We start from the raw sequence: 12,498 nt of genomic DNA, 5'->3' as shown, positions 1-12,498 counted from the left end.
AATATCGCCAAATTGCTGAGTGGAAATTTACACCACAGGCTACGATGAACCAGGACGGAAAGTTAAATGACAGGTAAAAAGCGTTCTGCTAGCTCGAGCCGCTGGCTCCAGGAACACTTTAGCGATAAATATGTTCAACAGGCACAGAAAAAGGGGTTACGTTCCCGTGCCTGGTTTAAACTTGATGAAATACAGCAAAGTGACAAACTCTTTAAGCCGGGGATGACGATTGTCGACCTCGGTGCAGCGCCCGGTGGATGGTCGCAGTATGCGGTAACACAAATCGGCGGAACTGGTCGAATTATCGCCTGCGATCTTTTACCTATGGATCCCATCGTTGGTGTGGACTTCCTTCAGGGCGATTTTCGTGATGAATTAGTACTGAAAGCGTTACTTGAACGGGTAGGTGACAGTAAAGTTCAGGTTGTCATGTCCGATATGGCGCCAAATATGTGCGGAACACCGGCGGTGGATATCCCTCGCTCCATGTATCTGGTAGAACTGGCGTTAGAAATGTGTCGTGATGTATTAGCGCCGGGTGGTAGTTTTTTAGTGAAGGTGTTCCAGGGCGAAGGTTTCGAGGAGTATCTGAAGGAAATTCGCTCCCTGTTTACGAAGGTTAAAGTTCGTAAGCCGGACTCTTCGCGTGCGCGTTCACGTGAAGTGTATATTGTAGCGACCGGGCGAAAATGATAACCGGTGAATTTCAGGCGAAAGTTTGAAATAAATCGGATACAGAGTATCCTGACGCTGTTTTTAACACAGTTGTAATAAGAGGTTAATCCCTTGAGTGACATGGCGAAAAACCTAATACTCTGGCTGGTCATTGCCGTTGTGCTGATGTCAGTATTCCAGAGCTTTGGGCCCAGCGAGTCTAATGGCCGCAAGGTGGACTACTCTACCTTCCTGCAAGAGGTCAACCAGGATCAGGTTCGCGAAGCGCGTATCAACGGACGTGAGATCAACGTTACCAAGAAAGATAGTAACCGTTACACGACTTACATTCCGGTGAACGATCCTAAGCTGCTTGATAACCTTCTGACTAAAAACGTCAAGGTGGTCGGTGAGCCGCCGGAAGAGCCAAGCCTGCTGGCTTCTATCTTCATTTCCTGGTTCCCGATGCTGCTGCTTATCGGCGTCTGGATCTTCTTTATGCGTCAGATGCAGGGCGGCGGTGGCAAAGGTGCCATGTCGTTCGGTAAGAGCAAGGCGCGTATGTTGACGGAAGACCAGATCAAAACCACTTTTGCTGACGTGGCAGGTTGCGACGAAGCAAAAGAAGAGGTAGGTGAACTGGTCGAGTACCTGCGCGAGCCGAGCCGCTTCCAGAAACTGGGCGGTAAGATCCCGAAAGGCGTCCTGATGGTCGGCCCTCCGGGTACCGGTAAAACCCTGCTGGCGAAAGCCATCGCAGGTGAAGCGAAGGTGCCATTCTTTACCATTTCAGGTTCTGACTTCGTGGAAATGTTCGTGGGTGTCGGTGCATCTCGTGTGCGTGACATGTTCGAACAGGCCAAGAAAGCAGCCCCATGCATCATCTTTATCGATGAAATCGACGCCGTAGGCCGCCAGCGTGGCGCAGGTCTGGGTGGCGGTCACGATGAACGTGAACAGACGCTGAACCAGATGCTGGTTGAGATGGATGGCTTCGAAGGTAACGAAGGTATCATCGTTATCGCGGCGACTAACCGTCCGGACGTTCTTGACCCTGCGCTGCTGCGTCCAGGCCGTTTTGACCGTCAGGTTGTAGTGGGTCTGCCAGACGTTCGTGGTCGTGAGCAGATCCTGAAAGTGCATATGCGTCGCGTACCGCTGTCTCCGGACATCGATGCGGCAATCATTGCGCGCGGTACACCGGGCTTCTCCGGTGCCGATCTGGCTAACCTGGTGAACGAAGCTGCGCTGTTTGCTGCCCGTGGCAACAAGCGTGTGGTTTCCATGGTGGAGTTCGAGAAAGCGAAAGACAAAATCATGATGGGTGCGGAACGTCGCTCCATGGTGATGACGGAAGCGCAGAAAGAGTCCACGGCTTACCACGAAGCAGGTCATGCGATTATCGGTCGCCTGGTACCGGAACACGATCCGGTGCATAAAGTGACGATTATCCCTCGTGGCCGTGCGCTTGGCGTGACGTTCTTCCTGCCGGAAGGCGATGCTATCAGCGCCAGCCGCCAGAAACTGGAAAGCCAGATTTCGACCCTTTACGGCGGTCGTCTGGCAGAAGAGATTATCTACGGTGTGGAACATGTTTCGACCGGCGCGTCTAACGACATTAAAGTCGCGACAAACCTGGCGCGTAACATGGTGACCCAGTGGGGCTTCTCCGACAAACTTGGTCCGCTGCTGTATGCGGAAGAAGAAGGCGAAGTGTTCCTCGGCCGCAGCGTGGCGAAAGCGAAACATATGTCCGATGAAACAGCACGTATCATCGACCAGGAAGTGAAAGCGCTGATTGAACGTAACTACGGTCGCGCCCGTCAGATCCTGAATGACAATATGGATATCCTGCACGCCATGAAAGATGCGCTCATGAAATATGAGACCATCGATGCGCCGCAGATCGACGACCTGATGGCACGCCGTGATGTTCGTCCACCGGCGGGCTGGGAAGATCCAGGCGCTTCCAACAACTCTGACAACAACGGTACGCCACGTGCGCCGCGTCCGGTCGATGAACCGCGTACGCCGAACCCGGGCAACACCATGTCAGAACAGTTGGGCGACAAATAAGTCACCGCTGTAAATGAAGTTCTCTTTACCTGAAACCCTGGGGCTTGCCCCGGGGTTTTTCTTGTCTGCTTAACCAAAAAATCAGGGACTTGCCATGAAACTCTTCGCCCAGGATTCTTATCTCGATCTTTCTCATCCGCATGTGATGGGGATCCTGAACGTCACGCCAGACTCTTTTTCAGATGGCGGCACGCATAACTCGCTTATTGATGCGGTCAGGCATGCGAATCTGATGATAAATGCCGGCGCGACGATTATCGATGTAGGTGGAGAGTCGACGCGTCCAGGGGCGGCGGATGTCAGCGTTGATGAGGAGTTGTCGCGCGTCATTCCGGTGGTGGAGGCAATTGCCCAGCGTTTCGAAGTCTGGATCTCGGTAGATACTTCAAAGCCAGAGGTGATCCGCGAATCGGCCAGAGTGGGTGCTCACATAATTAATGACATTCGCTCCCTCACCGAACCCGGCGCGCTTGAGGCGGCTGCCGAGACCGGGTTGCCGGTCTGCCTGATGCATATGCAGGGTCAGCCGAAAACCATGCAGGATGCACCGAAATACAGTGACGTGTTTGCAGACGTGAACCGCTACTTCAAAGAGCATATTGCGCGCTGTGAACGTGCCGGTATCGCAAAAGAGAAATTGCTGCTCGACCCGGGCTTCGGTTTCGGTAAAAATCTCTCTCATAACTACGAACTTCTTGCTCGCTTATCTGAGTTTCACCATTTTGGCCTGCCGCTGCTGGTCGGAATGTCGAGAAAATCCATGATAGGGCAACTGCTTAATGTTGGGCCATCAGAGCGCCTGAGTGGTAGTCTGGCCTGTGCGGTGATTGCAGCGATGCAGGGAGCAAATATAATTCGCGTTCATGACGTAAAAGAAACAGCAGAAGCCATGCGAGTGGTGGAAGCCACACTGGCAGCTAAGGAAAACTCCCGCTATGAGTAATCGTAAATTTTTTGGTACCGACGGCATTCGTGGACGCGTGGGCGATGCGCCAATTACGCCTGAGTTTGTGCTGAAGTTAGGCTGGGCGGCTGGCAAGGTGCTGGCAAGCCACGGCTCGCGCAAAATCATTATCGGTAAAGACACCCGTATTTCCGGCTATATGCTCGAATCTGCGCTGGAAGCGGGTCTGTCAGCTGCCGGGCTGTCGGCCTCTTTCACCGGCCCAATGCCAACGCCGGCAGTTGCTTACCTCACCCGCGCTTTCCGTGCGGAAGCGGGCATTGTTATCTCTGCGTCGCATAACCCGTTCTACGATAACGGCATCAAATTCTTCTCCATTGACGGTACCAAGCTGCCGGATGATGTTGAAGAAGCGATTGAAGCGGAAATGGAAAAAGAGCTCACCTGCGTTGACTCCGCTGAGCTGGGTAAAGCCAGCCGTATCGTCGATGCTGCGGGTCGCTACATTGAATTCTGCAAAGGTACCTTCCCGAACGAGCTGAGCCTGGGTCATCTGAAAATTGTGGTCGATTGCGCGAACGGTGCCACCTACCACATCGCGCCTAATGTGTTCCGTGAACTGGGCGCGCAGGTTGTGGCTATCGGTTGCGAACCAAACGGGCTGAACATCAATGCCGAAGTGGGGGCGACGGATGTCCGCGCCCTGCAGGCGCGCGTGCTGGCAGAAAAGGCCGATCTGGGTATCGCTTACGACGGCGACGGCGACCGCGTCATCATGGTCGACCACGAAGGCAATAAAGTCGACGGCGATCAGATCCTCTATATCATTGCCCGAGAAGGTCTGCGCCAGGGGCAACTGCGCGGCGGCGCCGTCGGTACCCTGATGAGCAACATGGGCCTCGAACTGGCGCTCAAGCAGCTGGGCATCCCGTTTGTGCGCGCGAAAGTGGGCGATCGCTACGTACTGGAAAAACTTCAGGAGAAAGGCTGGCGCATTGGGGCCGAAAACTCCGGCCACGTGATCCTGCTCGACAAAACCACTACCGGTGACGGTATTGTCGCAAGCCTGCAGGTAGTAGCGGCGATGGTGCGTAACCATATGTCCCTGCACGATCTGTGCAGCGGTATGAAAATGTTCCCGCAGATCCTGGTTAACGTCCGCTTTACCGCAGGTAAGGGCGACCCGCTGGAAAACGAGAATGTGAAAGCGGTAATGGCCGAGGTGGAAGCGGCGCTGGGCTCCCGTGGGCGCGTCCTGCTGCGTAAGTCAGGTACAGAACCGCTGATCCGCGTAATGGTGGAAGGGGAAGACGAAGCGCAGGTCACCGAATTTGCCCATCGTATCGCTGATGCGGTCAAAGCAGCGTAAATCCGGTTAAGTGCTTAAAAAGGCGGCCTGTGCCGCCTTTGTTTTGTACAGTTGTGGTGGTTTTGCTGTTTTTTTCCGCACTTGATACAATGAGCCGAAATTGCCCTTGCGAAGGTCATTCGCTTTGGTTAGTATTCACACCCGCTTCAGTGGGAAAGCAAATTTCCTGCTTATTGGTTGAAGCATTGGTATGCGGCAAATCCGCAAGGAACAGGTTGATTATGTACGAAGCTCTTTTGGTAGTTTTCCTTATTGTAGCCATCGCTCTGGTAGCGCTGATCATGCTGCAGCAAGGTAAAGGCGCTGATATGGGGGCCTCCTTTGGAGCAGGCGCTTCTGGTACGCTGTTCGGTTCAAGTGGTTCTGGTAACTTCATGACCCGCGCAACGGCGATTCTGGCAACGCTGTTTTTCATCATCAGTCTGGCGCTTGGCAATATCAATAGCAACAAGATCAACAAAGGAAGCGAGTGGGACAATCTGAGCGCGCCAGCGAAATCTGAGCAGACTCAGCCAGCTGCACCGGCTAAGCCGACCAGCGATATCCCGCAGTAAGAGAAGTATCCGTGCTGAGGTGGTGGAATTGGTAGACACGCTACCTTGAGGTGGTAGTGCCCTAACGGGCTTGTGGGTTCGAGTCCCATCCTCAGTACCAATATTCCGAAAGAAAGACGTCGAAAGACGTCTTTTTTTTCGTCTGAAGTTTATGGTTTTGCCCGGCGGGCGATGCTTGCCGGGCCTACGAAAACAGAAATAGCAGACATTAAAAAAGGCGCCCTCAGGCGCCTTTTGTCTTTGTTAATTTGTCTTTGTTAATTCGCGATTACTTTTCAAGATTCTCAACCTGCGGCAGACCATTGCCGGTGGATACGGAAAGCAGACCGTTCTCGGTATAGGTGAACAGCTTGGCACGGGTATCGGTGATATCCAGGTTACGCATGGTCAGCTGACCAATACGATCGTCCGGGGAGAAGACGGACTCGCCTTTTTCCATGGTCAGACGTTCTGCCTGGTAGGTCAGGTTGTCAGAGACGGTATTCAGGATCGAGTAGTCGTTGCCGCGACGCAGTTCCAGGGTCACTTCACCGGTAATGGCGCTTGCCACCCAACGCTGGAGGGCATCACGCAGCATCAGCGCCTGCGGGTCGAACCAACGGCCCTGATACAGCAGTTTACCCAACTGACGACCGTGAGAGTGATACTGCTCGATGGTATCTTCGTTATGGATACCGGTCAGCAGGCGCTCGTAAGCGATGTGCAGCAGCGCCATCCCCGGAGCTTCGTAGATGCCACGGCTTTTCGCTTCAATGATACGGTTTTCAATCTGATCGCTCATACCCAGGCCGTGACGGCCGCCGATGCGGTTAGCTTCCAGCATCAGCTCCACGTCGTCAGAGAAGGTCTGGCCGTTCAGGGCAACCGGGTGGCCGCGCTCGAAACGTACTGTCACTTCTTCTGCCTGGATTTTGACGTTTTCGTCCCAGAACTTCACGCCCATGATCGGGTTTACGATCTTCACGCTGGAGTTCAGGAACTCGAGGTCTTTTGCTTCGTGCGTGGCACCCAGCATGTTGGAGTCGGTGGAGTAGGCTTTCTCGACTGACATTTTGTAATCAAAGCCACAGGCGATCATAAATTCAGACATTTCATGACGGCCACCAAGTTCGTCGATGAAGTCAGTATCCAGCCACGGCTTGTAGATCTGCAGTTCAGCGTTGGTCAGCAGACCGTAACGGTAGAAACGCTCGATGTCGTTGCCTTTATAGGTACTGCCATCGCCCCAGATGTTAACACCATCTTCTTTCATGGCGGCAACCAGCATGGTGCCGGTAACTGCGCGGCCGAGCGGAGTGGTGTTGAAATAGGTCAGGCCACCGGTGGTGTTGTGGAAAGCACCGCACTGAATGGCAGCGATACCTTCGGCAACCAGCTGCTTACGGCAGTCAATCAGGCGAGCATTCTCTGCACCATACTCCATGGCACGACGAGGGATCGCGTCATAATCGTCCTCATCCGGCTGACCCAGGTTCGCAGTATATGCATACGGAACCGCTCCCTTCTGGCGCATCCACAGCAGTGCAGCGCTGGTATCCAGGCCGCCTGAAAAAGCGATGCCAATACGTTGTCCTTGCGGAAGATGCTTGAGAATCGTCGTCATAAAATAAAACCCTGCTTGATTGACTGATGAGTGATCGCTTCACCCTAAAATGCATTTTTATGCAGAATAAGTGAGTTTTCATTTAATCATCTTTTGGCAAGTACCGAAAGAGATTCGTGTATTTTTTGTAAAAATTTCCCGTCTGAATCGCTGCGGTTCACAGGGTTGACAGGGGGCCTACGCTATCAATATACTGTATGCCGATTTTACGTCCCGTCCTCGGTACCAAATCCCAGCATTATTTGCATTTTTTACCCACAGCGAGTAGAATTTGCCACGTTTCAGGCGCGGGGTGGAGCAGCCTGGTAGCTCGTCGGGCTCATAACCCGAAGGTCGTCGGTTCAAATCCGGCCCCCGCAACCACTTTCCTATAAAGTCCTTTTTCAAATATACTGTGAAGACTTAGCGCCTTCGTAGCTGGATTTGAAAAAATTCTTTTTGAAAGTGCTCCAGGCCACAGTTGTGGCTATAGGGTTCAGTTATCTAAAGCCCCGATTTATCGGGGTTTTTTGTTATCTGACTACAGAATAACTGGGCTTTATGCCCTTTTTTTACGTCTTGGGGGTGGGCTTGTCCACATTAGACCAAAAATTAACAGAGATGATTAAAGCACCAGTCGAAGCACTGGGCTACGAACTGGTCGGCATCGAATTCATTCGCAGCCGTACATCCACGCTGCGCATCTATATTGATAGTGAAGATGGCATCAATGTTGATGATTGTGCTGATGTTAGCCACCAGGTGAGTGCGGTTCTTGATGTTGAAGATCCTATTACCGTCGCCTATAACCTGGAAGTTTCCTCGCCTGGTCTGCATCGCCCGCTGTTCACTGCTGAACACTACACGCACTACATTGGTGAAGAAGCGGCTATCGTTCTGCGCATGGCTGTACAAAACCGCCGTAAATGGCAGGGCGTTATTAAGGCCGTTGATGGTGAGATGATCACAGTAACAGTCGAAGGCAAAGATGAAGTGTTCGCGCTGAGTAATATCCAGAAGGCGAACCTGGTTCCCCACTTTTAACAGTCTGGATGAGGTGAAAAGCCCGCGATGAACAAAGAAATTTTGGCTGTTGTTGAAGCCGTCTCCAACGAAAAATCACTGCCGCGCGAGAAGATTTTTGAAGCGCTGGAAAGTGCACTGGCTACGGCAACCAAGAAAAAATACGAACAAGAGATTGATGTTCGCGTAAGCATCGATCGTAAGAGCGGCGATTTCGATACTTTCCGTCGTTGGGTTATCGTTGAAGAAGTGACTCAGCCAACGAAAGAGATCACTCTGGAAGCGGCACGTTTCGAAGATGAGAGCCTGAACGTTGACGATTACGTTGAAGATCAGATCGAATCCGTCACCTTCGACCGTATCACCACCCAGACTGCTAAACAGGTTATCGTCCAGAAAGTACGTGAAGCTGAGCGCGCCATGGTCGTTGACCAGTTCCGCGATCAGGAAGGCGAAATCGTCACTGGTGTGGTGAAAAAAGTTAACCGCGACAACATCTCTCTGGAGATCAAATCCGAAGGGCTGGCCGGTAACGCTGAAGCCGTTATCCTGCGTGAAGACATGCTGCCGCGTGAAAACTTCCGTCCGGGCGACCGTATCCGCGGCGTTCTGTACGCTGTGCGTCCAGAAGCGCGTGGTGCTCAGCTGTTCGTGACCCGTTCTAAACCTGAAATGCTGATCGAACTGTTCCGCATTGAAGTGCCAGAAATTGGCGAAGAAGTGATCGAGATTAAAGCCGCTGCCCGCGATCCGGGTTCTCGTGCGAAAATTGCGGTGAAAACCAACGACAAGCGTATCGATCCTGTCGGTGCTTGCGTCGGTATGCGTGGCGCGCGTGTTCAGGCCGTTTCGACTGAACTCGGTGGCGAGCGTATTGATATCGTTCTGTGGGACGACAACCCGGCGCAGTTCGTGATTAACGCGATGGCTCCGGCTGACGTTGCCTCTATCGTTGTAGACGAAGACAAGCACACCATGGATATCGCCGTCGAAGCAGGTAACCTGGCGCAGGCTATCGGCCGTAACGGTCAGAACGTCCGTCTGGCTTCGCAGCTGAGCGGCTGGGAACTCAACGTAATGACTGTTGACGACCTGCAGGCTAAGCACCAGGCTGAAGCCCATGCAGCCATTGATACCTTCACCAAATACCTGGACATTGACGAAGACTTCGCCACCGTTCTGGTTGAAGAAGGTTTCTCAACGCTGGAAGAACTGGCCTACGTGCCAATGAAAGAACTGCTGGAAATTGACGGTCTGGACGAAGCAACCGTTGAAGCCCTGCGTGACCGCGCTAAAAACGCACTGACCACCCTGGCACTGGCTCAGGAAGAAAGCCTTGGTGATAACAAGCCGGCTGATGACCTGCTGAATCTGGAAGGTCTTGATCGTGCGATCGCGTTCAAGCTGGCTGCCCGTGGTGTTTGTACGCTGGAAGATCTCGCTGAACAAGGCGTTGATGACCTGGCTGATATCGACGGTTTAACCGACGAGAAAGCCGGCGAGCTCATCATGGCCGCACGTAATATCTGCTGGTTCGGCGACGAAGCGTAATAAACTGTAGCAGGAAGGAACAGCATGACTGATGTAACTGTAAAAACGCTGGCTGCTGAGATTCAGACTTCCGTGGACCGCCTGGTACAGCAATTTGCTGATGCAGGGATCCCTAAGTCTGCTGATGACTCAGTGACCGCGCAAGAAAAACAAACCTTATTATCGCACCTGAACCGTGAGCACGGCTCAGCGCCTGATAAACTGACGTTACAGCGTAAAACGCGTAGTACGTTAAATGTTCCAGGTACCGGTGGAAAAAGCAAATCGGTACAAATCGAAGTCCGCAAGACGCGCACCTTTGTAAAACGTGATCCGCAAGAGGCTGAACGCCTTGCAGCGGAAGAGCAGGCACAGCGTGAAGCGGAAGAACAAGCTCAGCGTGAGGCGGAATTAGCCGCCAAACGTGAGGCAGAATTAAAAGCTGAACGTGAGGCCGCAGAAAAAGCGAAGCGCGATGCCAGTGATAAAGCGAAGCGTGACGCGGCGGAAAAAGACAAAGTGAGCAATCAACAGACTGACGAAATGACCAAAACAGCCCAGACGGAAAAAGCCCGTCGTGAAAATGAAGCTGCCGAACTGAAGCGTAAAGCGGAAGAAGAAGCACGCCGTAAGCTGGAAGAAGACGCACGTCGTGTTGCTGAAGAAGCGCGCCGTATGGCAGAAGAAAACGAGAAGAACGGCGTGAATACCGCTGAACCGTCTGAAGACAACAGCGATTACCACGTAACCACTTCTCAGCACGCGCGTCAGGCAGAAGACGAAAACGACCGTGAGGTTGAAGGTGGCCGTGGCCGTACCCGCACCGCATCCAAAACTGCGCGTCCTCAGAAGAAAGGCAACAAGCACGCTGAATCCAAAGCCGATCGCGAAGAAGCGCGTGCAGCGGGTCGCGGTGGTAAAGGTGGCAAGCGTAAAGGTTCCGCGCTGCAGCAGGGCTTCCAGAAGCCAGCTCAGGCCGTTAACCGTGACGTTATCATCGGCGAAACCATCACCGTTGGCGATCTGGCGAACAAGATGGCCGTTAAAGGCTCTCAGGTCATCAAAGCAATGATGAAGCTGGGCGCTATGGCGACCATCAACCAGGTCATCGACCAGGAAACCGCACAGCTGGTTGCCGAAGAGATGGGCCACAAAGTTATCTTGCGTCGTGAAAACGAGCTGGAAGAAGCGGTAATGAGCGACCGTGACACTGGCGCAGCAGCTGAGCCGCGTGCTCCAGTTGTGACCATCATGGGTCACGTTGACCACGGTAAAACCTCTCTGCTGGACTACATTCGTTCCACCAAAGTCGCCTCTGGCGAAGCAGGCGGCATTACCCAGCACATCGGTGCATACCATGTAGAAACCGATAACGGGATGATCACCTTCCTGGATACCCCGGGCCACGCCGCGTTTACCTCTATGCGTGCTCGTGGTGCTCAGGCAACGGATATCGTTGTTCTGGTGGTTGCGGCAGACGATGGCGTGATGCCACAGACCATCGAAGCTATCCAGCATGCGAAAGCGGCGCAGGTGCCTCTGGTTGTTGCTGTGAACAAAATCGATAAGCCAGAAGCGGACATGGATCGCGTTAAAAACGAACTGTCCCAGTACGGTGTTATGCCGGAAGAGTGGGGCGGTGAGTCTCAGTTCATCCCGGTTTCTGCAAAAGTCGGTACCGGTATCGATGACCTGCTGAACGCAATCCTGCTGCAGGCTGAAGTTCTGGAGCTGAAAGCGATTCGCAACGGTATGGCGAGCGGCGCGGTAATTGAATCCTTCCTGGATAAAGGCCGTGGCCCGGTGGCTACCGTTCTGGTCCGTGAAGGTACCCTGAACAAAGGCGACATCGTTCTGTGTGGCTTCGAATATGGCCGTGTTCGTGCAATGCGTGACGAACTGGGTCGTGAAGTGCTGGAAGCGGGTCCATCCATTCCTGTGGAAATCCTCGGTCTGTCCGGTGTTCCGGCTGCCGGTGATGAAGTGACCGTTGTTCGTGACGAGAAGAAAGCGCGTGAAGTTGCGCTGTACCGTCAGGGCAAATTCCGTGAAGTTAAACTGGCTCGTCAGCAGAAATCTAAACTCGAGAACATGTTCGCCAACATGACCGAAGGCGAAGTTCACGAAGTGAACGTCGTTCTGAAGGCAGACGTTCAGGGTTCTGTGGAAGCGATCTCCGACTCTTTACTGAAATTGTCTACCGACGAAGTGAAAGTGAAGATCATCGGTTCCGGCGTAGGTGGTATCACCGAAACCGACGCAACCCTGGCAGCAGCGTCCAACGCAATTCTGGTTGGCTTCAACGTTCGTGCCGATGCTTCTGCGCGTCGCGTGATCGAAGCGGAAAGCCTGGATCTGCGTTACTACTCCGTCATCTATCACCTGATCGACGAAGTGAAAGCAGCGATGAGCGGTATGCTGTCTCCGGAACTGAAACAGCAGATCATCGGTCTGGCTGAAGTTCGTGACGTGTTCAAATCACCGAAATTCGGTGCGATCGCGGGCTGTATGGTTACCGAAGGTAACATCAAGCGCCACAACCCAATCCGCGTACTGCGTGACAACGTGGTTATCTACGAAGGCGAGCTGGAATCCCTGCGCCGCTTCAAAGATGACGTTAACGAAGTCCGTAACGGTATGGAATGTGGTATCGGCGTGAAGAACTACAACGACGTTCGCGTTGGCGATATGATCGAAGTGTTCGAGATCATCGAAATTCAGCGTACCATCGCGTAATCTTTGTGGGCTTTTGGGCCGCAACTGCGTAGGCCGGGTAAGCGAAGCGCCACCCGGCAATAATTTTAAA

At 53.1% G+C, this 12,498-nt stretch carries 9 protein-coding genes and 2 tRNA genes; 10 read left to right on the top strand and 1 reads right to left on the bottom strand.

What is annotated here, in order from left to right; all coding sequences use genetic code 11:
- Positions 1–66: 66 nt before the first annotated feature.
- The 6 genes from rlmE to ACOYA6_RS18565 all read left to right on the top strand — a co-directional run bounded on the left by rlmE (position 67) and on the right by ACOYA6_RS18565 (position 5,657).
- Entirely contained in the window at positions 67–693 is a 627-nt protein-coding gene (gene rlmE, locus ACOYA6_RS18590) for a 23S rRNA (uridine(2552)-2'-O)-methyltransferase RlmE (protein WP_039031646.1), read from the top strand.
- A 102-nt stretch (positions 694–795) separates the two neighbouring features.
- Positions 796–2,730, top strand: a complete 1,935-nt coding sequence (ftsH, locus tag ACOYA6_RS18585) for an ATP-dependent zinc metalloprotease FtsH (RefSeq protein ID WP_039031647.1) — start codon at positions 796–798, stop codon at positions 2,728–2,730.
- A 94-nt stretch (positions 2,731–2,824) separates the two neighbouring features.
- Positions 2,825–3,673, top strand: a complete 849-nt coding sequence (gene folP / locus ACOYA6_RS18580) for a dihydropteroate synthase (RefSeq protein WP_039031648.1) — start codon at positions 2,825–2,827, stop codon at positions 3,671–3,673.
- Positions 3,666–5,003, top strand: a complete 1,338-nt coding sequence (gene glmM / locus ACOYA6_RS18575; protein ID WP_114385673.1) for a phosphoglucosamine mutase — start codon at positions 3,666–3,668, stop codon at positions 5,001–5,003. The genes folP and glmM overlap by 8 nt, the downstream gene beginning before the upstream one ends.
- Positions 5,004–5,224: 221 nt before the next feature.
- Complete coding sequence (secG, locus tag ACOYA6_RS18570; RefSeq protein ID WP_039031650.1) at positions 5,225–5,557, top strand: preprotein translocase subunit SecG; 333 nt, start codon at positions 5,225–5,227, stop codon at positions 5,555–5,557.
- Positions 5,558–5,570: 13 nt separating this feature from the next.
- Positions 5,571–5,657 (top strand) — tRNA-Leu (locus ACOYA6_RS18565).
- A 168-nt stretch (positions 5,658–5,825) separates the two neighbouring features.
- Here ACOYA6_RS18565 and argG read toward each other — a convergent pair.
- On the bottom strand, positions 5,826–7,160 hold the full coding sequence (gene argG, locus ACOYA6_RS18560) for an argininosuccinate synthase (protein ID WP_039031651.1): 1,335 nt from the start codon (positions 7,158–7,160) through the stop codon (positions 5,826–5,828).
- Positions 7,161–7,446: 286 nt separating this feature from the next.
- On the opposite strand from argG, the gene ACOYA6_RS18555 reads away from it, so the two are divergent.
- The 4 genes from ACOYA6_RS18555 to infB all read left to right on the top strand — a co-directional run bounded on the left by ACOYA6_RS18555 (position 7,447) and on the right by infB (position 12,428).
- Positions 7,447–7,523: transfer RNA gene (locus ACOYA6_RS18555), tRNA-Met, on the top strand.
- Between the two features lie 207 nt (positions 7,524–7,730).
- Entirely contained in the window at positions 7,731–8,183 is a 453-nt protein-coding gene (gene rimP / locus ACOYA6_RS18550; protein WP_032614627.1) for a ribosome maturation factor RimP, read from the top strand.
- A gap of 27 nt (positions 8,184–8,210) precedes the next feature.
- Positions 8,211–9,713: a transcription termination factor NusA gene (nusA, locus tag ACOYA6_RS18545; RefSeq protein WP_039031652.1), complete on the top strand. Its 1,503-nt coding sequence runs from the start codon at positions 8,211–8,213 to the stop codon at positions 9,711–9,713.
- Between the two features lie 24 nt (positions 9,714–9,737).
- Positions 9,738–12,428: a translation initiation factor IF-2 gene (gene infB, locus ACOYA6_RS18540; protein WP_039031653.1), complete on the top strand. Its 2,691-nt coding sequence runs from the start codon at positions 9,738–9,740 to the stop codon at positions 12,426–12,428.
- Positions 12,429–12,498 lie beyond the last annotated feature (70 nt).

The sequence above is a fragment of the Leclercia barmai genome (assembly GCF_049312895.1).
In the GTDB taxonomy this organism is placed as follows: domain Bacteria; phylum Pseudomonadota; class Gammaproteobacteria; order Enterobacterales; family Enterobacteriaceae; genus Enterobacter; species Enterobacter barmai.
The sequence above is the reverse complement of the archived record's forward strand: the minus strand, read 5'-3'. Positions and strand labels throughout refer to the sequence as shown.